At 39.4% G+C, this 24,352-nt stretch carries 29 protein-coding genes; 24 read left to right on the top strand and 5 right to left on the bottom strand.

All coding sequences use genetic code 11. The features are described from left to right. The first annotated feature begins 356 nt into the window (after window positions 1-356). The 3 genes from ACR65H_RS06935 to ACR65H_RS06925 all read left to right on the top strand — a co-directional run bounded on the left by ACR65H_RS06935 (window position 357) and on the right by ACR65H_RS06925 (window position 3,559). Window positions 357-857, top strand: a complete 501-nt coding sequence (locus ACR65H_RS06935; protein WP_440499430.1) for a sigma-70 family RNA polymerase sigma factor — start codon at window positions 357-359, stop codon at window positions 855-857. Further along, complete coding sequence (locus ACR65H_RS06930; RefSeq protein WP_440499429.1) at window positions 854-2,113, top strand: DUF4179 domain-containing protein; 1,260 nt, start codon at window positions 854-856, stop codon at window positions 2,111-2,113. Before ACR65H_RS06935 ends, ACR65H_RS06930 begins: the two co-directional genes overlap by 4 nt. Window positions 2,114-2,761: 648 nt before the next feature. Beyond that, window positions 2,762-3,559: a helix-turn-helix domain-containing protein gene (locus tag ACR65H_RS06925; RefSeq protein WP_440499428.1), complete on the top strand. Its 798-nt coding sequence runs from the start codon at window positions 2,762-2,764 to the stop codon at window positions 3,557-3,559. A gap of 88 nt (window positions 3,560-3,647) precedes the next feature. On the opposite strand, the gene ACR65H_RS06920 is transcribed toward ACR65H_RS06925, so the two are convergent. Together ACR65H_RS06920 and ACR65H_RS06915 are read right to left on the bottom strand one after the other, a co-directional pair. After that, window positions 3,648-5,264: a thiamine pyrophosphate-binding protein gene (locus ACR65H_RS06920; protein ID WP_440499427.1), complete on the bottom strand. Its 1,617-nt coding sequence runs from the start codon at window positions 5,262-5,264 to the stop codon at window positions 3,648-3,650. 224 nt (window positions 5,265-5,488) lie between these two features. Next, window positions 5,489-5,647 carry a hypothetical protein gene (locus ACR65H_RS06915; RefSeq protein WP_440499426.1) on the bottom strand — a complete coding sequence of 53 codons (159 nt, stop codon included), beginning with the start codon at window positions 5,645-5,647 and terminating at the stop codon, window positions 5,489-5,491. Between the two features lie 333 nt (window positions 5,648-5,980). Between ACR65H_RS06915 and ACR65H_RS06910 the strand changes: the two genes are divergently transcribed. The 16 genes from ACR65H_RS06910 (at window position 5,981) to ACR65H_RS06835 (ending at window position 17,349) form a co-directional block, all read left to right on the top strand. Further along, entirely contained in the window at window positions 5,981-6,418 is a 438-nt protein-coding gene (locus ACR65H_RS06910; protein WP_440499425.1) for a hypothetical protein, read from the top strand. Window positions 6,419-6,512: 94 nt separating this feature from the next. Further along, the gene (locus tag ACR65H_RS06905) at window positions 6,513-7,031 is read left to right on the top strand and encodes a YfiT family bacillithiol transferase (protein ID WP_440499424.1); all 519 of its coding nucleotides are present in this window, start codon (window positions 6,513-6,515) and stop codon (window positions 7,029-7,031) included. A 290-nt stretch (window positions 7,032-7,321) separates the two neighbouring features. Next, the gene (locus tag ACR65H_RS06900) at window positions 7,322-7,990 is read left to right on the top strand and encodes a hypothetical protein (protein WP_440499423.1); all 669 of its coding nucleotides are present in this window, start codon (window positions 7,322-7,324) and stop codon (window positions 7,988-7,990) included. A gap of 579 nt (window positions 7,991-8,569) precedes the next feature. After that, window positions 8,570-9,640, top strand: a complete 1,071-nt coding sequence (locus ACR65H_RS06895; RefSeq protein ID WP_440499422.1) for a DUF1835 domain-containing protein — start codon at window positions 8,570-8,572, stop codon at window positions 9,638-9,640. 42 nt (window positions 9,641-9,682) lie between these two features. After that, complete coding sequence (locus ACR65H_RS06890) at window positions 9,683-10,030, top strand: cell division protein FtsK (protein WP_440499421.1); 348 nt, start codon at window positions 9,683-9,685, stop codon at window positions 10,028-10,030. A gap of 68 nt (window positions 10,031-10,098) precedes the next feature. Next, a complete protein-coding gene (locus ACR65H_RS06885) occupies window positions 10,099-10,842 on the top strand; it encodes a hypothetical protein (RefSeq protein ID WP_440499420.1) in 744 nt (247 codons plus the stop codon). Window positions 10,843-10,890: 48 nt separating this feature from the next. Next, on the top strand, window positions 10,891-11,313 hold the full coding sequence (locus ACR65H_RS06880; protein ID WP_440499419.1) for an NUDIX hydrolase: 423 nt from the start codon (window positions 10,891-10,893) through the stop codon (window positions 11,311-11,313). Window positions 11,314-11,320: 7 nt separating this feature from the next. After that, window positions 11,321-12,319 carry a S66 family peptidase gene (locus ACR65H_RS06875; RefSeq protein ID WP_440499418.1) on the top strand — a complete coding sequence of 333 codons (999 nt, stop codon included), beginning with the start codon at window positions 11,321-11,323 and terminating at the stop codon, window positions 12,317-12,319. Window positions 12,320-12,621: 302 nt separating this feature from the next. Then, window positions 12,622-13,155, top strand: coding sequence for a helicase (locus ACR65H_RS06870; protein WP_440499417.1), 534 nt, complete (start codon window positions 12,622-12,624; stop codon window positions 13,153-13,155). Between the two features lie 26 nt (window positions 13,156-13,181). Then, complete coding sequence (locus tag ACR65H_RS06865) at window positions 13,182-13,331, top strand: NUDIX hydrolase (protein ID WP_440499416.1); 150 nt, start codon at window positions 13,182-13,184, stop codon at window positions 13,329-13,331. Beyond that, window positions 13,332-13,646: an NUDIX domain-containing protein gene (locus ACR65H_RS06860; RefSeq protein ID WP_440499653.1), complete on the top strand. Its 315-nt coding sequence runs from the start codon at window positions 13,332-13,334 to the stop codon at window positions 13,644-13,646. A 140-nt stretch (window positions 13,647-13,786) separates the two neighbouring features. Then, entirely contained in the window at window positions 13,787-14,179 is a 393-nt protein-coding gene (locus ACR65H_RS06855) for a hypothetical protein (protein WP_440499415.1), read from the top strand. Window positions 14,180-14,284: 105 nt separating this feature from the next. Then, window positions 14,285-14,722 (top strand): hypothetical protein, encoded by a 438-nt coding sequence (locus tag ACR65H_RS06850; protein ID WP_440499414.1) that lies wholly within the window; start codon window positions 14,285-14,287, stop codon window positions 14,720-14,722. 338 nt (window positions 14,723-15,060) lie between these two features. Continuing rightward, the gene (locus tag ACR65H_RS06845; RefSeq protein WP_440499413.1) at window positions 15,061-15,630 is read left to right on the top strand and encodes a dienelactone hydrolase family protein; all 570 of its coding nucleotides are present in this window, start codon (window positions 15,061-15,063) and stop codon (window positions 15,628-15,630) included. A gap of 705 nt (window positions 15,631-16,335) precedes the next feature. Further along, window positions 16,336-16,659, top strand: a complete 324-nt coding sequence (locus tag ACR65H_RS06840) for a hypothetical protein (RefSeq protein ID WP_440499412.1) — start codon at window positions 16,336-16,338, stop codon at window positions 16,657-16,659. A 156-nt stretch (window positions 16,660-16,815) separates the two neighbouring features. Next, window positions 16,816-17,349: a dihydrofolate reductase family protein gene (locus ACR65H_RS06835; protein ID WP_440499411.1), complete on the top strand. Its 534-nt coding sequence runs from the start codon at window positions 16,816-16,818 to the stop codon at window positions 17,347-17,349. A gap of 114 nt (window positions 17,350-17,463) precedes the next feature. Here ACR65H_RS06835 and ACR65H_RS06830 read toward each other — a convergent pair whose 3' ends face one another. Continuing rightward, window positions 17,464-18,393: an alpha/beta hydrolase gene (locus tag ACR65H_RS06830; protein WP_440499410.1), complete on the bottom strand. Its 930-nt coding sequence runs from the start codon at window positions 18,391-18,393 to the stop codon at window positions 17,464-17,466. A gap of 15 nt (window positions 18,394-18,408) precedes the next feature. Continuing rightward, window positions 18,409-19,311 carry a hydroxymethylglutaryl-CoA lyase gene (locus ACR65H_RS06825; protein WP_440499409.1) on the bottom strand — a complete coding sequence of 301 codons (903 nt, stop codon included), beginning with the start codon at window positions 19,309-19,311 and terminating at the stop codon, window positions 18,409-18,411. 108 nt (window positions 19,312-19,419) lie between these two features. Here ACR65H_RS06825 and ACR65H_RS06820 point away from each other — a divergent pair, with 108 nt between their 5' ends. The 4 genes from ACR65H_RS06820 (at window position 19,420) to ACR65H_RS06805 (ending at window position 21,878) form a co-directional block, all read left to right on the top strand. After that, the gene (locus ACR65H_RS06820; protein WP_440499408.1) at window positions 19,420-20,604 is read left to right on the top strand and encodes an acetyl-CoA C-acetyltransferase; all 1,185 of its coding nucleotides are present in this window, start codon (window positions 19,420-19,422) and stop codon (window positions 20,602-20,604) included. A gap of 20 nt (window positions 20,605-20,624) precedes the next feature. After that, window positions 20,625-20,873: a YqkE family protein gene (locus tag ACR65H_RS06815; protein WP_440499407.1), complete on the top strand. Its 249-nt coding sequence runs from the start codon at window positions 20,625-20,627 to the stop codon at window positions 20,871-20,873. Between the two features lie 119 nt (window positions 20,874-20,992). Next, window positions 20,993-21,523, top strand: a complete 531-nt coding sequence (locus ACR65H_RS06810; protein ID WP_440499406.1) for a YhcN/YlaJ family sporulation lipoprotein — start codon at window positions 20,993-20,995, stop codon at window positions 21,521-21,523. Between the two features lie 157 nt (window positions 21,524-21,680). Next, on the top strand, window positions 21,681-21,878 hold the full coding sequence (locus ACR65H_RS06805) for an aspartyl-phosphate phosphatase Spo0E family protein (protein ID WP_440499405.1): 198 nt from the start codon (window positions 21,681-21,683) through the stop codon (window positions 21,876-21,878). 35 nt (window positions 21,879-21,913) lie between these two features. On the opposite strand, the gene ACR65H_RS06800 is transcribed toward ACR65H_RS06805, so the two are convergent. Then, a complete protein-coding gene (locus ACR65H_RS06800; RefSeq protein WP_440499404.1) occupies window positions 21,914-23,011 on the bottom strand; it encodes a branched-chain amino acid aminotransferase in 1,098 nt (365 codons plus the stop codon). Between the two features lie 199 nt (window positions 23,012-23,210). Here ACR65H_RS06800 and ACR65H_RS06795 point away from each other — a divergent pair, with 199 nt between their 5' ends. Then, on the top strand, window positions 23,211-24,329 hold the full coding sequence (locus ACR65H_RS06795; protein WP_440499403.1) for an NAD(P)/FAD-dependent oxidoreductase: 1,119 nt from the start codon (window positions 23,211-23,213) through the stop codon (window positions 24,327-24,329). Window positions 24,330-24,352 lie beyond the last annotated feature (23 nt).

The following is a 24,352-nucleotide window of genomic DNA, read 5'->3' as shown; positions in this document are numbered from 1 at the left end:
ATAGAGTTTTATCGTATTCTCATCGACATATCACGGATAAAGAATTTGAGGAGTTAACTAAATTTGCTAGGTATGACTAATGAAAAAGAAGAAACAGAGTTCAGGGACACAATTCTCATATGAATTGGTGTCCCTGTTTTGCTTGCTAATTGGATATTGGGTGGAAAAGTATAGATGGGAGATGAGAAATCTATAAACTGGTAAAAGGGGTTGAAGCGCAACCTATCGCTGAATAAGGAAATGGAGTAGACTAAATTATCAAGAACCTATAGAATACAACGGTTTTCTAAAAAATAAAAACTTTATTGAACGAAATGAAGAAACGCTGCGTCTAATGAAGGAAGGAGGCGAGAAGGATGGAATTTGAAATCGTGCAGCGTGCTATTCGTGGGAATCATCAAGCGATACTTTCACTTATTGAAATGGATGAAGAGATTTTATATCGCATGGCTTTTACATATATGAAAAATGAACAAGACACGTTGGACGTTATGCAGGAGCTTATTTACAAGGCACTAAAAAAAATGCATACCGTTAAAGAGCAAGAATATGCCAGAACATGGCTCGTCCGAGTTTTAATCAATTGTTGTAAAGATCATTTAAGAAAACGACAACCAACTGTTCCAATTGAGGAACATCACTTATCTGGATGGGCCATCTATTCTGATTTGGAGCGACTACTTGAACAATTATCTTTGTCGGAGCAGCAACTCGTCTATATGAAATATTTTCAGCAATTAAAAAACAAAGAAATTGCTGAGCTAAATCAAATTCCTGAAGGTACTGTAAAGTCTAAGCTTCACCACATATTAAAGAAGCTTAGAAATTACGCTGGAGAAAGGGAGGACTGGCTATGAGTAAACTACCGATTGACGTTCCAAAGGAGAAACTTCAACAAATCCGAATGAATACTTTTCGTAAAGTTCAGCGGGAAAAAAGAATAAAGAAGCGCATTGTACCAGTTGCAATTGTTGCTATGTTTTGCATAAGTATTTTATTTTCAATTCGTGTTTCTCCTACTTTTGCTGGTTATGTTGCAAAAATACCTGGCTTTTATGCACTTGTATCAGCGGTTAGACTCGATGCTGGGATAAAAGACATTGTGGATAATCAATACTTTGAAGAGATAAATGTAACGGAGTCTAAAAATGGCCTATCGTTAACATTACAAGGCGTTATTGCAGATCATTCGGGCTTTGTACTCTTTTATGACGCCGATGCTCTATTTGATATGGCAAAATTAGAGTTGAATGACGTTCAATTGTTCCAAGGAGACGACGAAATACCTGGTCCAAGTAGTTTTACCATGAATGCAGATAATCAAGAATACATTTCTTCTTTAGTAGAATATAGCTTTTCAGAACCAATCGTTTATACTTCGAAGGATTTTAAAGCTGTTTTTCATTTTAATGATATCGATAAGGGGAATATTGAAATTACGATACCGTTTACACTACAAAATGAAATAGCGCAGGAAAAAGTTATTGATACGAATCGTACTGTAGATGTTGACGGTCAGAAATTTACGATTACACAAATTCGCCGTTCTCCATTAAAAATGGCCATAGATATTGAAATAGAAGAAGCGAATACAATGCAAATATTAGCTTTTGATGATATTGCAGTCATGACGGATAGCGGTGAGCGTAGATACAGTATCATGAATGGCAGTGCACAACATGGGGACATTCGCGACGGCAAAATTACTCTCTATGTGCAAAGTAATTATTTTCATGAGGCAGATTCACTCATGATTAATATTGGTGGTGTTCAAGCCGTTCCGAAGGGCGAGGATTTTATTGAAGTTGATTTTGGCGCAAAAGAAGTACTCACGAAACCTGAGTTTTTCGATTGGGACATTTCCGTAACGTCTCAAGGTGTATCAGTTGCTATAAAGAAAGGGGATAATCAAGGTAGAGATCTAAGGCTATGGAATGCAGTAAAAGAAGATGGTACACCACTAGAATTTACACGCAGCACATTTTCACGAGATGGGCAGTACGAAATTGAGACGACGCAATTTCAAGATTATGATGGCAAAGCAAAAATATATTTCAGCTATTACTTCAATCCTATTGGAAAAGATATAGAACTGAGTATTCCATTGCAATAAAGTAGAGAATGTAATTTTATGGATGAATGAAGTGAAAACCGGAAGTCTACCAGTAGTTATCATGAAATACGATATAATTGAATTACGAGAAAGGGAAATCATCAATTGATGGTCTCCCTTTGTTTAACCAGAATAAAAGTGGATTCCTATTAATTATACTTGTAACCTTTATTCGTTCCGAACGTATGCAATAGTAAGGAACTAAGTCGTCTGTAGATCTAAATAAGACAACATTAAGGAGGGGTAGCTATTCCTAAGATTAATAAAAGGTTTTTACCTTATGTAATGTATTTTTCTTTGGTAACAATACTTTTGCTGGTAACAATGAAAACCAACTTCAATTTGACTGGTTATAATTACTACTTGTATTAGTTATTAAACCATTGATACCTCGAAAAAACATAAAATTGTATGTTGCAATATTCATTTTATTTCTTGCCGCCTTTATTATTTGGGATGTTTTTGTTCACATAGGAATTATAGAGGATATATCAAATGCTCTAAATAGTTGATAAAGTTAGAATGACCCATGCCCCTTGTTTTAGCTAACTTTTTTATGGGTATTTAGATCTATTTTAATTTATTGTCGATGTTGAGTATCCCTTTTGACCCCTCCCTTCTATATAGAGGGCAAAGGGGGAATTGTAAATGACACACTATCTGAAAGAATACTCACGATTTAACACGATCGAGGAAATGGACGCTGCAGCTGAACAACATGTGATGACCCACTGGGACGATTTAACGAAATCAGAACGCCTAGTGCTAGACGTCATCCGTCGATACTCTGTAAAGTATGGGGCTGCTCATTTGAAACATGGAACGATCGAAGAAGCGATTGGGAAATCCAACATAACGGTAAGACGCGCAATCCGAAAACTCGTCAACTTAGGCATCATTGAGAAAGTGCACTACATCCGCCCAGTAATGAGCGGGCTAGGCGCCAACATTTATATCATTTTACCTTTCGATGACCAGGGGAAAATGAACGGCCGGGATGATGACGAAAAACCGCATGAGGACGAGGAAAACGAGCAATTTCCAGCAGACGAAGCTCCTCTTTCTAAATCTCTATTAAAATCTAAAGATCTTAACTACACGTCTCCTACGGAATCGCCAAGGTTATCCACTAGTCTATTTAGTCGAATGAAAGATTTGCTTGCCACGACAATCGGCGAGATTAAACTAGCTCGTGAATTTTATGGAATTCATAGAGCCATATCGGGACGCATGTTGAAGTACGAAATCTACAAAGACGATCGTCATGTATTCGAGGATCTTGCATATCGTGCTTTGATGATCACTGTCATGGCCACAAAGAAGAAGGCAATACGTAATTTGCCGGGGTATTACAAGGGAGTGCTGGACAAGTTGGTTGATGAAACGTATTTCAAAGATATCTTCATGCTGTTTGATAAGCCGGTGGAAGGGTTTTATTGTCCTTGAGTATTATCCACTCAAAAAACACCTTTGTACAACAAAGTCACATTCGATGTGTCCATTTATTATACAAAGGTGTGAATTGCAACATACTTTATTTGGTTTCCGGGAAAAATGCTTGAGATGTCTGGATGTCCACGAGGGCCGGGGCTTTTGTTTTTAGAGCGGATTCTAGTACGGATTCAAGCTCCTGATCTGTTGCGACGTGGAATCCCTTCCATCCGCATGCTTCAGCGATTTTGATGAAATCAGGGTTTGTAAGATCAACTCCAACTTCTTTTTTGTCCATGACGTTGATCTTGTCCCTTTCCATTTGAAGTGAGCCATTATTTAATACAATGACGGTAATGTCAAGTCCATAGCGAGTCGCAGTCGTCAAATCGGCGAGCGTCATTTGAAGGCCGCCATCTCCAACGATTGCAACGACTTGTTTTTCCGGTTGTTCTAGCTTTGCCGCCATTGCTGCAGGAAGACCGAACCCCATCGTTCGCCAGTATCCGGAGAAAACTATTCTTTGCTGTTTTTGCCTAAAATTGCGATTCAACCACACTGTCCCGTCGCCTGTATCTACGCAAAGAACTGCATCTGCATCGACTGTTCTGTCAAGGGCACGCATAATACGGGAAGGATGCACGGGAGACCCCGCAGTATTGCCTTCCTGCTCATTTTGCTCAGCCCATTTCTGTTTAGCTTCCCGGCAACGGTCAACCCAGTCTTCAGCTCGGGTAAATCCTTGCAGGCTCTCCCTTAACAGTGGAAGAACTTCTTCTGTTGATCCTGTGATGCCAAGCTTCACAGGGATGCTCTTTTCAATTTTGTCGAAATGGGTGTCTATCTGGATAATTTGTGCGTCAGATGGGACATATCCTTCCGGCCACCATGCCGTACCTGCAAGAAGGACAACATCAGCTTCTTTCAAGACATCGGCGGCGTACGGATTGCCACCTTCGCCAATGCCTTGCAGCAGGAAAGGTGAAGATTCATCCAACAAACCTTTTCCGCCTAAACTAGTTAAGATGCCAGCTCCCCATACTTCAGCAAGTTTCTCAACCTCAACTGACGCAGCGGCTGCTCCGGATCCTGCAAGAATCATCGGACACTTTGCCGTCTTCATCATTGACGTTGCCTGTTTTAAGCTTTCCGTTGTGAAAGAAGAAAAGCCCTCTATCTGTTCAGGCAAAGCTCGCGGCACTGCAGAAGTCGATTCCATGAAAAGATCCTTTGGGATGGACAAATGAGTGACAACCCGCTGATCAAGTGATTTGCGCGCTGCTCTATGCAGAAGTTCGACTGTTGCATCCTGGTTGGCAAGAGTAGCGGAAAACGATGCGAAAGGTTTCATCAGCTCTTGCTGATCCACATATTGCGGAAAGTCTGTTCCGATTTTATCCGTCGGTGCTTGGCCAGTGATTGCAAAGACAGGTGCTTTGTCTGCATATGCGTCACCCAACCCATTAAGCAAGTTGGCTGCCCCGGGACCCATCGTTGCTGTACATACTGCAAGCCGACCTGTCAGCTTCGCTTCTGCAGAAGCCATGAAAGCAGCAGTCGATTCATGTTTAACTGCGATGAATTGAATTTGGTCTTGTTTTGCAAGTGCGTCAATGAGACCGATAATCGCATCACCAACTACTCCGTAAATCCGTTTAACACCGAATAACGACAGTTGATCGAGTACCAATTCTGCAACTGTCCGTTCACTTTTTTCCATGACTCAAACCTCCTCGATAGTTCTTATATGTGCTACTAGCTGTGTAGCAGTTAAGTTCACTCTTATAGTTCTTCCTCTATAAAGCAGTAGATAAACTTGAGGGGTAGACGCCTAAGAAAAGGACCTATTCAGGTCCTTTAGGTTTGCCATATCATTTTTAAGTAAACACACGTCCCTTAATACGTGTTTTTTGTGGAATCCCACCGTATCCATAATTGAAGACATCAACGAATGCTATTATTTGTTTTACCATTCTCCCCCTTTTTATTTGTTATCTTTTTAATGACATAAGTAGCAAACACACCCATTAGCCAAATTGCAATTACACTTCCTACCAACATTCCTATAAAAGCTAAAACTTGTTCTGGTGATCTAAAAAACATAAATACCAACCCCTTTTTCTTAGTTTTTTATCTCCTTCTCATTACGCATAACATATCTATTGGAATGTTTTTCAAATTAAGCTTTACCGTTAGTTGGGTAACAACAGCCTTAAACTTGATACGTTATTAATGGATGGAAAGTTTCAGTAATTTGTAATAAACAGAAAATGTCAACGCAGTGAAAGAAGGAGTTTTAGCGGGAAATATAGAAAAGGTTACGTATGATATTTCTTTTTGCGTATGTAATACTTGGATGAAATTTTAATAAAATATGGATAATAGGCATGTCAATTTTGGAAGGAGTGGATATAAATAAAGGATTTTCAGAAGCTATTGTTTGCTGCCTTGTTTGTAACTTCAACTGCTCTTCTTGTTATTATGTTATATCAGATTCAGAAACTGACTTCTAAAAAAGAAGAGGTTGAAAGTTTATTAATTCAAAAAGAATTATTTACAGCTGAAATAGAGAATCTACAGAAGGAAAATAAAGAGCTAGGTAAACGACTAGAAATGAATAATAAAAGTGGTTCTTCTCCGAAAATATCATATACTCAACCAGGATTTTTACAAGTTGAATGGGATGAAGTGATGCTTGAGGCTGAGGACGAAAAGGTAGTTATTGATTCAAAGCCAATCGTTGAGGCGTTTCGGGGGCAATTTATTGGTATTACACAAACAGAGAATCCTTATCCAGCAGGTTTTCCAATAGGTTTTACCTTTCACATCTTTTCAGGCGATCTTATGGAGACATATAACACGATATCTACTTAAAACTTAAATGAATTATTAGAAAAGTATAATTGTTTTCTGGTATAATCGCCTTGAGAGTACTAGATAAAATCAATAGAGAAAAGGGGAATTGAAAATGGATGTTACATTTCCGATTGGAGAATTACAAGTACCAGAAAAAACAACACTCGCAAATGTTCAAGAATGGCTTAAAGACATCGAAACGTACACGACTCGCTTACGACAAGTCGTTGACTCATTAACTGATGAAGAATTAAGCAAAACCTATCGGGATGGTGCGTGGACCGTCCTTCAACTTGTACATCATATTGCAGATTCCCAGTTGAACATGTACCAACGTTTGAAGCTGGCATTGACAGATGATACCCCTACAGTTCCTGCATTTGATCAAGATAAGTGGGCGGTTCAGCCTGATACACAACTTCCTGCGGAAAGCTCCATCAAAATGCTGGAAGGCATCAATGAGCGCATCGTATTTTTAGGAAACAATATCACTGAAGAGCAATTAGTTCGTACTTTTACACACGAGGAAATCGGAGCAATAACTGTAGCTGCAAAACTTGCAAAATTAGCTTGGCACGAAAATCATCATTTGGAACATATAAAGATTGCGTTAAAAACAGACATAAAATAAGATTGCTCTGTCTATGAAAAATGAATATAAGTAAAAGTTTTAATCTGATACACCTTCCTAAAGAGTAGGGGGTGTATTTTTTTGTTTGACTTGGATGAATAGTACGAAATTACATGCTGCCTTCATGATATAATTGACTTAGGTAGTACTAATACTTGCTAAGTAATATTTTTAGTAATACTTCTTTGTTGGAGTTGAGCATATTTGAAAAAACATTTAATAGTGAATAGCTTGTTAAAGAAGTTGATCGGCGCTAGCTTCTCTATATCCATATTTTTATCAGCATGTTCGTGGGGAGTGGCTTTAATTTATTTCAATTTCACCATACGGTGACAGAACCGGCAATATGGATCGTGTTTTTTGGTTATGGAATTGTTAGTTCTCTTATTATTGATGTTATCGGTAAAATCTTGCCTTCTTTTTCTTTGGCTAAACAGATAGTGTTTTATATATTGTTCGGCTACATTATTTTTCTTGTTTTTATGCCTATCGAATTTGCATTACTGGCGGGAACGATTGGCGCATTGTTCTCTCTCCTTTTTTTACTTGGGAAAGAAAAGTTAAAACCTTCGAAATGGTATAGCTGGATGGTACTTGCTGTTCCACTTGTTTGCTTAGGGATGATGCCTTTCGATCATACAAGTAAGGCCGGATGGCACGAGATGGTAGGTGATTCATCTGTGGAGGTAGAATACGAGTATTTTAATGGCGAGCACTTGATTCCCATTCATGGAGCGCAAGGTGAAAAGATTTACTTTGCTGTCGAGCATCTATTTAGTACCGGCGATAGCTATGGAATATCTGTTTATGATCAGGATGGAGATTTTGTAGGGATGAGTGAAGAAAGTAATGACGTATACAGCATGGAATTTGAAGAGGATTCAACAAAATATATTGTTATAGAAGCGATTGATGGAAAACGAGGGGGATTTCAGGTGAAATGGTGGAATGAGGAGTGATCAGCCTGGTTCTATTGGGCTCAACACATCGTCTTCCGTATTTTGGTTATTCACTAGTATTGCGAGTAAAATGTAGTGATCGTATTTTACGACTCATTATTTCTTTGATTTTTATTTCGCTGACAATACAAATCATTTTACTTTTTCGTAATCAAATGAAGGGAAAAACAATGTTCTCTGAGTAACAGGGAGGAGGAGTTTGAGGTGGGTTTATTAACTTTACTAGCCATTATAGCACTCGGATTTACAATCTTATTGTCATTTCTCTCACTATTCTATGCCGTGATTAAACAATCATGGAAAGCCATGTTAATTTGTTTTATCGCGAGTCTTCCTATTTGCATGTATTTCGTTGGTGGTAATTCGCCAATATCTTTTTTAGGTTTATTGCCTCTCTTCTTTTTATTGTTAACCGTTTATTTCCGCAAGCGTTCTAACAAAGCAATTATCCAATAAGATAATTGTTTAGGCACAAGAGTAGGAAATTAGTGTGCTAGTCAATCATGTAAGGAGTTGTTCGAAATAATAACGAAAGTCAATTATCCATTTGTTTATTTTTTTATAGAGCCTGAAGGAGTATTGGTTTATCAAATCAAAACACAAAAGTATGTAACTGTTTTAGATGTAAATGAAAATGGGGACTGGCAAACGTTTGAAGTGGAACATGAAGATGCTTTTGAAGCTTTTAATCACGAAACAGGCAATCTCCTCGAAGGCCAAGGATTTGTGATGGATCAAAACGATCTGAACCAAATAGTAGATATCATAAATGAATCTATTCAAAAGCACCGACAATCTTATTCACGAAGCCCGATCGACGAGTTTGAAGTTATGCCTGTACATATTGTTTCTTCAGAATCTGCAGCTGGCTCCTTACAAGTAGGGCTAGATAGGCCAAAGATTGTTATCGGTTTTCCCGATTCCTTTTCGATTGGTCCATTGTATAACTTACATGAAAAAGCGGGGCAAACGTTTCGCAATGAATGGATATATGAACATATTAATTATGAACAAGATGATTACATATATGAAAATAAATTTTCCAGTACAGTGCGGGAGATAGACGATATTCCTAGTCAATATCCTATCTACATTTGGTATGGCGATAATGTCGATGAACAAATCGCTCTTCGGTTTCTTCTTTTTTTACTGCGCGACAAGGCAAATGATATTTTTCTCTTGAACTCAACTGAACTCTACGCAAAATACATCACTTCCCAAGGTGAAAATCGAAAAATATCATATACAAGTCAAATCGAGTCAAACGATTTACGTATCCTTTTTGTTAAGGGAAAGAAGGACGCACCTCTATCCGAACAGTTAAGAAGTCAGCTACTAGAAGAGTGGCTGTTCTTGGCGCAAACGAAAGAAGACCTTCGTATATGGGAGAAGGATGAAATAAAGGGTGTCAATGAAGATTACTTCGACTCCCTGATCATAGATACCCTTGAAATGCTGCATCGCAAGCAGGAGAAAAAGGATTTTATCATGGCTGGAATGGTGATTGGGGAAGTCTTAGCAGAGACAAAAGAATTGATAAATGTTTTCTTCTTAGAATATAGAATCCGGAATTTACTATATAGCGGATTTCTTGAATTTAAAGGAATCCCCAAATCAATGAGACATTATAGTGTTAAATTGCGGTACTGACTTCAACAAATTCTGGAATAATTAATAGGATAGGTGCGTTGCATGAAGAGTTTTAAAAAGTTCATTGAACTCCTAAATAGACTAAAAAAAGTTGATATTTGGGGGGATAAATATGAAGGTCTTTCTGATAAAGAAAAAGAATATATGGACAAAGTTCCAACACAAAATCCCTATGGACTAATAGGATTGATATTTGGAGGAATTGCATTTACTTTCGGACCGAAATACGGAATTATCCCAGTGATGACTTTAACATTTTGCGTGGTGACACTATATACATTTGATAAAGAAAAAGAAGACAATCCTTGGCCATTTTACTTGGGTATCGCACTTTCCGTGATCGGTTTGGTTATGTTTATCATAGGAGAGGCGCACGATCTTATTTTCTAACTTAAGGGCAATGAATTTCTACAATCATGCAATTAATTGGAGAAAACGTTTTTTGGAGGAAGTCAACCATGCAAAAGAATAAATCCTTGAAAATAGTATGTTCAATAATTTTTATCAGTTTTCTCTTGGTCGGTTGTACAGCCGATCAAACAAACTTAAAAAAGACAAAAAGCGACGGTTTAACATTTAGTGAGTACTTTCGTGCATTCGATAGGCTGGATGAAAGACGAAACAGTAAATTTTATAAACCGCTTTCGATGGATGAAGTGCAGTCGACGTCCTTGCCTGATGAAATGAAAAAAGTTATACATCCAGTCGATTTGAAAGATCTGCCTTTTAAGGTTGATGAGGAGAATGTCTATTTCGTCACTTCGAAAAGTAAAGAAGGAAAAGATATTAACCAAGTCCAAGTCAGTTATCTTGGCAAAAACGAGTATGGCAGCATCGAACGGTTTTTTATCATTTCCGTTACCGAAAGCGATCGAAATCCACTGGAGGCTCATGACATTTCAGATGAAGTGGATTTGGTTGGAAACAAATTAAAGAAAGAACACCTGACGGATAACTTCCCGATCTACCAGCAGGTCCTCACAACAAATAGCGCCTTGCTGTATAGGTATTACAATTATGATGAATCGGATAACAAAATAACAATCGCCGGCACTTCTGCAAATGAGTTTTACGCTTACTATAATGGTTACATTTATCATGTCGGCTATTTGATAGACAGGGAAAAGAATGATGAAGAAATGCAAGAGAAGATGCTGCAAATTACAAGGGAATATATTTTGGGAAGTTCGCAAATTAGATGAAAAGATTTTCCTGTAAACAAGAAATAAGAATGCTGGGGGAATGGGCTAATGAAAAGCTGGACAGGTTCAGCGGGTATTTGTATTAATGAACAAATGGAAGTCTTGATGGTTAAAAGTTTCGATTCAGAGCAATGGGCAATACCTTCAGGTGGAGTTGAAGAAGGGGAGACTCCAGAAGAATGTTGCGTCAGGGAAGTGAAAGAAGAAACAGGTTATGATGTGAAAATCATTAAACAGCTAATGGTTAAAGAAACTGTCATCCAAGGTATTCAAGTAACAACCTATTATTATAGAGTAGACAAATTCGGCGAAAGCAGCGGAGTGAATGATCCAGATAACCTCATTGCTGAAGCTGCATGGAAGTCGATCACGGAATTAAAACAATTGAAACACGTCTATCCTGAAGATTTAGAACTTTTGCTAGAGCAATTAGATAACAGCCAGAATCAAATCGATACTAATACGAGGTGAACACATTATGAAACGATTGAAAAAAGGAGATGCGATTGGCATATTTACGCCATCCTCTCCCGCATCGGTTACGGCAAAACAGCGCTTTAAACGGGCAAAAACTTTTTTGGAAGAAAAGGGATTTGAGATTATCGAGGGTAAATTAACTGGACAAATGGATGGATATCGGTCGGGAACACCGAAGGAGCGCGCTGAAGAATTGAATGAATTGCTACGAAATCCAAATATCCAGATGATCATGTCCACGATTGGTGGGACAAATTCGAACAGCATGTTGCCCTATATTGATTATGAAGCATTTAAGAATAACCCTAAATTGGTAGTAGGCTATTCAGATGCAACTGCCATCTTGCTTGCCTTGTATGCAAAAACAGGCATTACAACATATTATGGCCCTGCGCTAATTCCTTCCTTTGGTGAATTTGAACCGTTAGTTAATGATACATACCGATATTTTGAACATTATTTTATGGACAATAATGAGCTCCCGTACGAAATTCCAATGCCGCCATACTGGTCTGACGAGCCGGTAAATTGGTTGGAAAAGACAACGGAGAAAAAACTGAATGAAAATGAATGGACGACTGGACATAGTGGGTTTGCTGAAGGAAGACTGATGGGCGGCAATGTGAATGCTATGTACGGATTCATCGGCTCACCTTACTATCCTGAAATTAAGAAAGGCGACATCTTATTATTGGAGGATTGTATGAAAACCGCTTCCGTTGTGGAAAAAAACTTTGCGATGTTAAATGTACACGGCGTTTTCGATAAGGTGGGGGGCATTATCTTAGGGAAGCATGAGCAATATGATGACTTGGGCACAGGCAAACAGCCTCTGGATTTATTGCTAGAACAATTGGATGGGAAGGAAATCCCGATCTTAGCTGAATTCGATACATGCCATACTCATCCGATGCACCCACTGGCGATTGGGAAAACAGTGAAGTTAGATGCCGACAGAAAAAAAGTATTTTGTACGGAAGATTGGATAGGGAAAATCTAACAATCATATTCGGGGGAAATCAACATTCCGTATTGCAGAATGCAATTCTTTGATAGATGCATCGCTTGAAATACAAGTTACTATTCTTCCACCACTTAGTAACAGTAATATGTTCGGCAAATGAGAAATGAAAATGACTAGTTGCAGTATAATACACCTTTCTTTGTTAGAAAGGTGTATTTATTTTTATTTAGAAGAATAGTTAGAAAACAACCTATGCCATCGTGTTATAATTGAGTGTATTGAACAAACACCATTAGAAGGAACAATTTATTTTATCGAGTTTATTAGGGAGAAGAGGGATGAACATCAGTATTTCAAAAATATACCCTAACTGTGAAACCACTACAAGGATAGTCGAGGTAGGGGGTCTTACCAAACCACAGCTTATCGATAAAATGCAGCAGGAAAATATCTTGCTGAATGAACTTGGTAAAAAACTATTCGCTGCTGATATTTTTACAACTTCTATTGATCCGTATGTATTGAAAACGGTTGAGCTTTCGATACAAGATCTAGGATTGTCAGAGGGAGGGACGATAACTGAGATTTATAGGAGGGCGGATCAACTTGGTTTGGAATTATGCCCATTGGAACTTGGTCCTTTTTTGAGACTTGGCTATCTGGATCAACCGGAAGGCTTCTTGGATAGTCAACAGCAAAACCAAGCTCCAAACGGATCTGTTTCTGTAGCATCAAAAATATTAACTGAGGATGATAACTTTCCCAAAGGTTTTTACTTAAGAAAGATCAATGGCGTACTTTGGCTTCGTGGTTATGTGTGTGACGATCAGCACGTTTGGGATTCTAGTGATCGCTTTATTTTTGTTAAGTAAGATTGAGATATTAGGGGAGGGATTGCATGAATTATATTCAAGATATGAGAAAGCTGATTGGTCACGAAACCCTCTTTACTGTGGGCTGTGGTGTAATTATAGAAAAAGAAGGCCGTATATTACTGCAGCATCGTACTGATGAGGATAATTGGTGTATTCCTGGCGGCGTAATGTAGATAGGAGAAACGTTTGAGCAGACAGCTAAGAGAGAAACTTACGAGGAAACGGGATTGGATGTTGGTGAGCTGAAGTTATTCGGTATGTATTCAGGAGAAAGCTGTTTTGTTCAATATCCAAATAACGATCAGGTGTATAGTGTTCAAATCATCCTTACGACATCTACATATAGCGGTGAACTGAAGCAGAAAGGAATCGAAAGTAAAGAGCATCGATTTTTCAAGAAAGAAGATTTACCCGAAAACTTAAACCAGCGCCAAGAACAGTTTATTCGTCATTGGGCTGAAAATAAAACTTTACCGGTAATTCGTTAAGTCTGCAATCGGGCGTACTCATAGATCGCCAACCGTTTGGGTTCATTTAATATTAAACTAACGGGGCAGTTTAGTACAACAAGAATGTTGGTTATTTGCCTGTTTAAACGAACATACTCTTTATCAGGAGAGGTGTTTGTATGAAAAAAAATGTTATTTACATCGTAGGCATTTCGATCCTTTCGTTGGCTTTTATGTTTAGTTATTTACAGGAATCTAAAGCAGATGAAAAACCTCAAATTTTAACTGAGGAGGAACAAAAGGAATTAGTTGAATTCAATAATTTTCTTTTTAAAGAGGGAGGATTCTTTTCCTCGGTAGGGGAAGAATTGAGCAAAGCAGGTTACAACTATCAATCTTTTGGAACTATTTATTCAATGGATGATATTAGGATTTATGTAATTGTGCCAAATAACGAAGTAATTACTGTTGAAAAACAAGCAGAAATAACTAATATATATCAAGACACGGTAAGTAAGCACAATCTTAATTGGGAAGCATTTATGATTGAAGTTGTCAATGAAATAGAGTAACTAACGGAGCGTTGGTCCAAAAGGATTAACGCTTTTTTTGTAGAACTTATTTAACTAACGGGGCAGGTTAGTTGAACAAGAAATATATGTATTGGAGGACGTCTGATGAAAAAGGTATTGATGTTGTTTTCCATATTAATATTTATGACTACTTCAGTACAGGCACTAGATTGGGCGTATTCTTTTGTTGTTTGGAAAGGGAATGTTTACGAAGTCACCAAGGAAAAGATATCGGAAAATGAAATTGGTCGTTTTTTAGGAAAAGTAAGGACGAAATCAAATGATATGACTGGCAGTTACTATGGAAACGCTTCAAATGCATATCCCATAGGAACAAAATATTTCGAGATAAATGGGGAGTTGCCTGAGAATTCAATTGCAGTCGAAATTGAAAATAACCAATGGTTAAAAGCTATCTATGTCCATAAAGCATCTTTTCATTGGATGAATTTATTTACGAAAATTCTGCCTGTATTAATTATCTTAGTAGCTGTCATAGCTTTAATTATGTATAGAAAGAATCGAAGAACTCAGTTTCACTAACGGGTAGCTTTAGTTCAATGAGAAAAGTAGAATATTTCGCCAAAAGTGCTCAAATTTTGTGAGCGCTTTTAATTTTTTTATATAGCTATTTCACTGTTGAATTATATACTGATTAAACTGTTATGTCGTTAATTGTACTTTTCTCCCCATAAACCGTACCTGTTAAGCTGCTTCGACGGCTCATTTTTCTTGTTCAATATAAAAGGCAGGATTATTGAATAAACAAGAGGTGGGATTTATTAAGGTAGATATTTCTACATCGTAAAGTTTTGGCAGGTCAAACAGGCTTTCTTGTCGAAACTTAGACATATGAAATTCATTGAATTGGAGGAAAAACGATGGCAGAAGTTTTGTTGTTACACCATGTTTTAGGAAGAACGAAAGGGATTGAAGCAATCGCTGATCAACTGAGAGATGCAGGGCATACTGTGCACGTGCCGGATTTATTTGACGGCCGCATGTTTTCCTCGCTGGAGGAAGGCTTGGTATTTGTTAAGGAAATCGGATTTGAAGAAGTGACGGCGCGCGGCGTTCGGGCGGCCAGCGAGCTTTCACACGATGTCGTCTATGCTGGTTTCTCACTCGGTGTCCCGGCAGCACAGGAGCTCGCCCAAACTCGTGAAGGCGCTAAAGGTGCCCTGTTTTTTCATGCCTGCCTCCCGACCTCGGTGTTTGAATCACAGTGGCCGGCGGACCTGCCTGTTCAAGTTCACGCTATGAGTGCAGATCCTTTTTTCGTTGAAGACGGCGACATCGACGCGGCCCGTGAGCTTGTGGCGACGGCCAATCAAGCTGAACTCTTTCTGTACGAAGGCAAGGAACATCTCTTTACCGACAGCAGTTTACCTTCTTACGATGCTGACGCTACGAAACTTGTGATCAAGCGGGTTCTCGACTTTCTCGCATAATTGTTAACGAATATTTTCTGCAGCTGGATCAAACCTGTCCAATTAAAGTCAATTGATTTTTGCAGAACTAGCCAGTCATTTAGTATATCTTGATAGACCACATACGGTAATAGATGCCATATCAAGAATGGATGATAAATGTAAAAGAGCAACCTAATTTAAGTATAATTCTCGTTGTAGAAACGGGTGCTTTAATTGAAGATCGTTGAGTTGCTTAAACGGCTTTTTTCCTTTTCAACTAACGCGGCAGGTTAGTTTTAGTAGAAAAGTGAAAGTATATAACGGGAACTAAATTGGTACTAACATTAGCGTGTGGAGGTGAAGAAAGAATGAAAGGAAAGGTCTTTTTTAAAAACGCCATTCTACTATTTACTTTTGGACTGATATTGCTAAGACAGTATCAGAAATCTTTAGGGTTCTAAAGCCAGAAGGAGTTGTAATCCTTATTTTTTCTGACGGGAAAGAAGAAGAAACTTGGGAAGAGATAAGAGGCATTACTGAAAATCAAGTACTTCCGTATATGAAGTATGCAGGATTTAAGCACGTTTCTTTATTTAAAGGCCCAGATTCAAGGGGATATCATACCGTTGCAGTGAAGGGGACTAAATAACCTTTTAGTCTTCAGCTAACGGGTACATTACTCAAGGATCAGAGCTGCTTAGACGGCACTTTAAAAGTCGGACATCAAAATAAAGGAGATTATCAATGGATGCTTTTCGTGGTTTTCATGTAGATATGTCAAATTATCCAAGTGTACTCGCAGCCTTTCTAATCGTGAGGTTGATCTTAACTGTATTACTGAATGACAAAAAACAACTAAAAGAAATAGTGACCGTAGTCTGGGACCTGCTATTATTTATATTTATTTGCTACTTTACGTTTAAATATCGTGAATATATGCTGGACGGTTTTGGTTACAAAGTACATTTTGTTTGGTTGCTTATGATAGGGCTGTTTGTACTTCATGTAAAAGATATTTATTCGCTAATCAAATCTAAAAGTACAAAAGAAGAAAAGCAAATACTATAATGCATTTTTTTTGCTTCGGGTGCTTTACTTGATGATCGTTGCACTGCTGGGGGCTCATTTCTTATTGGACTAACTCGGCAGGTTAGTTCAAGCGTAGAAAAACATTTCAGTCCTAAATAAGAATAGGCATTCTGTTTTAGCATAAAGGAGGATAATATGAGCGGAAAACGAAAATTGGTATTGTATATTGCCATGAGTTTAGATGGGTATATAGCTACAGAAGACGAGTCTTTAGATTGGTTATTTAATGTTGAGGGTGAAGGAGATAACGGATACTTAGAATTTTATGAAACAGTTGATACAATTTTAATGGGCAATAAAACGTATGAATGGATAAAAAAACATGAAACAAGAGAATTCCCCTACAAAAATAAAGATTGTTATGTATTTACAAGATCTTCACTTGAAGATACCGAAGACGTCAAATTCATTAATGATAATGTAGGTAGTGTAATTAATGAATTGAGGAATCAAGAGGGAAGAAACATTTGGATTGTTGGCGGAGGAGAGTTGTTGCAATTCTTGTTGAAAGCAAAATTGGTTGATGTAATTATTTTAATAGTCGCCCCAGCTATAATCGGGAAGGGAATTCCGCTATTTAAAAAAGGGGATTATCAATTAGATTTAACGCTGCAAGGAACGAGGAACTTCAATCAATTCGTGGAATTACGTTATAGCGTTAAAAAATAATAATAATATGTTAACTAAACATCTGGATGTCTCAAGTTGAGTTTGAGTGCTCTTTATTAACCTGAAAAGAAGACCTTCTTTCTGAATTCACAGAAATAGAAGGTCTTGTTTTATTCACGAAGTCGCAAAGCCGTAATGATGTAAGAAGTGCAACACTTCCTTTTCATATTCCACTGGGTTTTCATTGAACGACTTTGCATGGGCACCCTTTTCGAATAGCTTCAACATCTTCTTGTCTTCCTTCAGCTCATACAATTCCTTCGTCATCTGTGGCAAAATGAAATCATCTTCCATGCTATGAATGAACAGCATTGGTTTTTTGATATTCCCGATGGCCTCCCTTGGTGAAATGAGACCCGTTGTATAGCCGTCTCTTATTTTCAAGAACAGATTCGCCGCTCGTAATGTCATCGAAGAGCGAAGGGGTGTATTCGTCCGTAAAATATGAAGGATTTGCTCGGTAAAATCAGAGAAGGGGCAATCGACAATATAAAAATCAGCTTCGTCTTCAAACTCTCCCGCGTACAGGATCGTTGTCGCCGCTCCCATCGATTCGCCATGGATGCCAAGCAATGCGCGGCCGCCAATCCGGTCGCGTACAGCGGAGACTAACGCATTCAAGTCGATCTTTTCATAAAATCCGAAGCTCGTCGTCTTTCCGCCAGAATCGCCATGCCGCCGATGATCATAAATGACGGAATTGAATCCAAGTCGCTCGAATAATCGGGCATACTTGATCGAGTTGATCTTATTTTCTGTGACCCCGTGGCAAATGATCATCGTTCGCGTCGTTTCAAGTGGTTGCAAAAAAACGGCACGTAGTGGATAGCCATTTGGGGTATCGACCCAAAAATCCTCTTTCCGCACCGTTTCATACCAATGTTCATCGAATCGCTTTGCAATGATTTCACGCTTTACGATCAAATCATGGTCTTTCAGCTTCATAAACATTAACCGATTCGCCGCATAAAAACCGAGAATTGTAAGAATGGCGGTATATATGCTTCCAATAATGCCTGTAATGTATAGGAAGCGCCGTTTCAATCAACTTCAACTCCTTCAACAGCTGCGATTTTTGTACAATTTGTACATTCCTGTTTCAATAGGATGCGAAACATGAGGAGCTATCATTCCAACAGCTTCACAAATCTTTTCCACATCGATGCCTGTTTTAATTCCTAACGAATCCAGCATATGCACGACATCTTCTGTCGCTACATTTCCAGTCGCGCCGGGGGCAAAAGGGCATCCTCCTAGGCCGCCTGCAGACGTATCGAAACGATCGACGCCTGCCTGCATTGCCGCGAAAATGTTGGCGATTGCCATTTTACGTGTATCGTGGAAGTGGGCTGTCAATAACACTTCAGGGAATTGTTCTTTTAACAGCTTGAACAGCTCATAGCTTTCGACGGGATTTGCCATCCCAATCGTATCGGCTACACTTAACTCATCCACTCCCATTGAAACAAATCGGCTGCATAGATTACTAACTTCCTCTTTCTCTATCTTCCCTTCAAACGGACAATAAAACGCGGTTGAAATGCAAGCCCTTACGAAGATGCCTTCGCTTTTCAATTTTGCGATGACAGGTTCTAGTGCATCCATGCTTTCCGATGTCGTCCGATTGATATTTTTTTTATTGAAACTATTGCTGACTCCGACAAAGACGGCGATGTTTTCTGCGCCTGCTTCGATAGCAAGTTCTGCCCCTTTTTCATTCGGCGCTAATACGAATTGACGTCCAATTTTCTCTGTTTTTTCTACGATGTTTTTGGCATCCGCCATTTGCGGCACCCATTTTGGAGAAACGAAAGAAGTAAGCTCCATTTCCGTAATGCCTGCCCCTTGTAATAAATGGATGAATTCCAATTTTTCTTTCTCATCCACGTGGCTTTTTTCATTTTGAAGACCATCCCTCGGTCCTACCTCGATAATTGTGACGTTCTTTGGTAAAATGAACATATCATCCCTCCTGTATATATTGTACTGAAGGGGTGGGATAAAGGGAAACGCAGAATGCACAAATCTACGTAATTATGAAAATGCAAATAAGGGATAGGGGGAAACGACATGTCAAATGAAGTAGTGATCGTAAGTGCAGTACGTACGGCAATCGGATCTTTTTTAGGGTCTTTGAAAGATGTTTCTGCACCGGAACTTGGCGGAATCGTTATTAAGGAAGCTCTTTCGCGGTCTGGCGTAAAAGCGGAAGATGTTGATGAAGTAATCATGGGGAATGTGCTGCAAGCAGGGCTAGGTCAAAATCCGGCTCGACAAGCGGCAATAAAAGCTGGATTGCCCGAGACAGTTCCAGCGATGACGATTAATAAAGTATGTGGATCCGGTTTGAAGGCGGTTCACTTGGCGCGACAAGCGATCCTTGCAGGCGATGCGGATATCGTCGTTGCAGGCGGGATGGAAAATATGAGCCAAGCGCCATTTTTGCTTAAAAATGCAAGGGAAGGCTTCAAAATGGGGGATCAGAAAGTCGTCGACAGTATGATTTCTGATGGGCTTTGGTGTGCTTTCAATGATTACCATATGGGCATTACTGCAGAGAATCTTTGCGACCGCTATTCGATCACGCGAGAAGAGCAAGACGCATTTTCAGCGGCATCCCAAGAGAAGGCGGCAACTGCGATTGAAAAAGGAATGTTCAAAGATGAAATCGTCCCGGTTGAAATTCCACAACGTAAAGGCGATCCTATCGTGTTTGACACGGATGAGTATGTAAAAGCAGGAACAACTACCGATAAACTGGGTAAATTGCGTCCTGCGTTCAAGAAAGATGGCAGTGTCACTGCAGGAAACGCTTCAGGCATTAACGACGGTGCGGCTGCATTCGTCATTATGTCTCGTGCGAAAGCTGATGAGCTTGGCATTGAACCGTTAGCAATATTGACAGCAAACGCAAATGCTGGTGTCGATCCTGCTGTCATGGGAATCGGACCTGTCCAAGCAGTGAAAAACGTACTCGCGAAATCAGGAATGGAACTTGCGGATATTGATCTGATTGAAGCAAACGAAGCATTCGCGGCCCAATCCCTCGCTGTGGACCGTGAACTTAATTTCGATAAAGAGAAATTGAATGTCAACGGAGGAGCGATCGCTTTGGGTCACCCAATCGGTGCTAGCGGTGCGAGGATCCTTGTCACTTTATTGCATGAAATGAAGCGACGCGATGCAAAAACTGGCCTCGCTACATTATGCATTGGCGGCGGACAAGGTGTTGCGACAATCGTTCAACTTCCTTGATATGAAAGAAGGTGGATGGAATGGCAAAGAAAAAATCGAGAACAGCAACTCCTGTAAAACAGGAAAATGATAAAGCAACACTGTCTGAAGCACTTGATAATGATGTTTTATTAAAACTGAAAGCTGCCAAAAAGGAATTGACAGCAAAAATCGAAGCTGAAGAAGAGGAGCGTCAAGAAAAGCTCCGTCGTGAACGAATAGAACGTGAAAAGAACAAAAGCTTCGCAGAATTGCTTGATGAATATGGCGACAGCGGCAAGAAATATTGAAACGTTAACCGGATGGAATTTTTCATCCGGTTTTATAATGCATAAAAAATGAAACAAGTCGAATAGAAGAGGAAATGTTACACATCCTATCGATATCATAAAACAAGGAGTGAACATCAATGAAAAGATTATCGATCTTTCCGCTTGCGTTGTTGCTCATACTTTCTTTAGTAGGGTGTGCAAACAATAACGACACAAACAATGGGAATGGAAAAGGCACGAACGATCAAAACAATACATCTACTAATACAACAACCGGCGAATCAGCTAGCGGTACGAATGATGTCAATAACAATGACACAATGAATAACAATGGAGAATCGAAAGTAGAAGTGGCGGATGACGCAGCAGATAAAATTGCAGCTTTGGATGAGGTAGACAGTGCCAACGTTCTTGTGACAAATAATAATGCTTATGTCGGTGTTGTTTTGAATGAAGGCATCAAGGAAAATGACGAATTGAAAAATAAAATAGCGGATGAAGTGAGAAGTGTCCATTCCGAATTCAACAACGTTTATGTATCATTCAATCCAGATGTTGCCAACCGGTTCACAGAGTATGGCAATCAAATCCGTTCCGGAGAACCCGTTGAAGGATTTTTCGATGAATTTATGACGAGCATTAATCGTATGTTCCCAGAAGCGAAATAGTATAAAAAGTACGTAAATTTTAAATTTAGTGTTTATGTATGAAAGGGAAGGGGTATATATTTTTATCTCTTCCTTTCAATTGTGACGGATTTATGACAAGTGTGTTATTTTGCAAATTACACACACAATTCGACATTTTTTTCAAACGGTCTACATTATGATAGGCAAGGGTATAAAATTTGACGGAGGAAATGCGATGCGATTGATTGGCAAACAACTTTTATCTTTTAAGATCCATATGAAAAGATCTAAGATGGTCAAGATAGCAAAGGACCGGGGGTTTACTCATCCGGCAGTAGTAGCATGCAGCCAAGAATTAGATTCTCTATTGAATCGTTACCAAAATATAGCATAAAAAAGACATACCGAGCGACGGTATGTCTTTTCTAATTAAGCTAATTTCGCTAGTTCACTCTTCATTTCAACGACCCAATTGAAAGGATCTTCTACCTTACCGTTTTGGATGTTGCTAAGCGTGTCGAATAAACGTGTTGCCAATGGCCCAGTTTCGCAATTATTGACAACCATTTTATAGCCATCCCAATTTAATTCACCTACTGGAGAAATAACAGCTGCTGTGCCAGTTCCGAAAACTTCTTCAAGTTTTCCTTCATCATAGGCTGACCTTATTTCATCCATCGAAATTTTTCGTTCAGAGACGGGGATCTCCCAATGACGCAGCAACTGTAAAATCGATTTCCGCGTGATGCCTTCCAAGATACTGCCGTTGATAGCGGGGGTAATGACTTCACCATCTATTTTGAAGAAAATATTCATGCTTCCCACTTCTTCGACATATTTCCGTTCGACGCCGTCCAGCCATAGCACTTGCGAATATCCTCGCTGATCTGCAACTTCCTGTGCTTTCAAGCCCGCTGCATAATTGCCTGCAGTCTTTGCACCGCCCGTACCGCCTTTTACCGCTCTCACAAACTCGTTTTCGACAAGAATTTTTACTGGATGGATACCTTCTTTGTAATAGGAACCAACCGGTGAGAGGATGATGAAAAATTGATATTTTTTCGCGGGAGCAACACCTAAAAATGCTTCATTTGCTATAACGAAAGGCCTTATGTACAAAGAGGTGCCTTCCAAAGTAGGAATCCAGTCTTTTTCAATATGAATGAGCTGCGTCAAAGCATGCAAGGCTGTTTCTTCATCAATGCGAGGCATGCAAAGCCGGTCCAATGAATGGTTCATCCTTTTCATATTTTCCTCAGGGCGGAATAAACGAACAGTACCATCTTCAGCCGACCGATAAGCTTTCATTCCTTCAAAAACGGTTTGACCGTAGTGGAATACAATCGATGCAGGGTCCAAAGAGACTGGCGTGTAAGGGATAATTCGATGGCTATGCCAACCTTTTCCTTCGTCGTAATCTGCGACGAACATATGATCCGTGAAGGTTCTGCCAAATATGAGATTCTCGGGATTCGGTTTCTCTTTTTTCGAATCGCTTAGTTTAATCTGGATGGGTAGTCTTGTCATTCCGATCAATCTCCTCGTTAAATAGTCAAAAAGACCATGTAATATTGAATAAAATAATTATACTGCTTTTTTAGAAAAATGGAAGAGTTAAGTTGTTTCATTATTATTACGATTTTGAAAACGTTTACAACATGGCTATGTTTGTATGTATGATTTTTCGCTTGTACAATAGACCTAAAATGTAGAAAAGGTGTTTGATATGGAACCAATCATTATTATTGGTGCTGGAGTACTTGGCGCATCGGCAGCTTACCATTTGGCGAAACTAGAGACTGAAGTAATTGTCATCGATCGAAAAGATAAAGGGCAGGCAACTGATGCTGCAGCAGGAATCATTTGCCCTTGGATTTCCCAGCGTAGGAATAAAGCTTGGTACGCTTTGGCAAAAGGAGGAGCTTCCTATTATCCCGAATTGATACGACAATTAGAAGAAGACGGTGAGACTGACACGGGTTATCGGAAAGTTGGAGCGATTAGCTTGCAACGTGATGTGGACAAGCTTGAAAAGATGGAAGTTCGCGCTTTAGAAAGAAGAAAAGAAGCTCCGGAAATCGGACAAGTGAGTTTGCTTACTGAAGACGAAACTTCAGATCTTTTTCCACTGTTAGCTGAAGGTTTTTCATCAGTCCATGTAGAAGGCGCGGCAAGAGTAGATGGAAGAGCGTTGAGAGACGCTTTGCTCAATGCATCTGAAAAACATGGGGCGACGATTATGCATGGTTCCGCATCGCTTGTTATTGAAGAGGGTGAACTTTTAGGAATCCGTGTTGGTGAGGAATCGATTCAGGCATCGAAAGTGATTATCGCCGCTGGTGCGTGGGCACCGGAATTATTAGAGCCACTCGGTTTGCATATCCAAGTGACCGGGCAAAAAGCGCAAATTGTCCACTTGCATATGGATGGACATCATACAGAAAAGTGGCCTGTTGTCATGCCTCCGACAGATCAATATATTCTGCCTTCTGATAATGGCAAGGTCGTCATAGGAGCGACACACGAGGATGAGGCAGGCTTTACGCTGCACCCTACAGCGGGGGGAATCCATGAAGTGCTGGATAAAGCATTGAATATCGCGCCAGGTTTGGAGGTAGCCGAATTTCAAGAAATACGAGTTGGCTTTCGTCCGTTCACACCAGGATTTCTGCCTGTTATCGGAGAAGTGCCGGGACATCCTACGTTGCTTTTCGCAAACGGGTTAGGTTCTTCGGGGTTAACTGTCGGTCCATATCTCGGTAAACAATTGGCTAGTATGGCTCTTGGGTTAGAAGTCGACATTGATCTAACTTTATATGAAGTGAAAAAAGCGATTAGTTTGTAAAAAAAGATTGTTTTAAAGGATAT

The sequence above is a fragment of the Sporosarcina sp. SAFN-015 genome (assembly GCF_059415085.1).
Note: the sequence above shows the minus strand (reverse complement) of the source record. Positions and strands in the feature narration are given on the sequence as shown.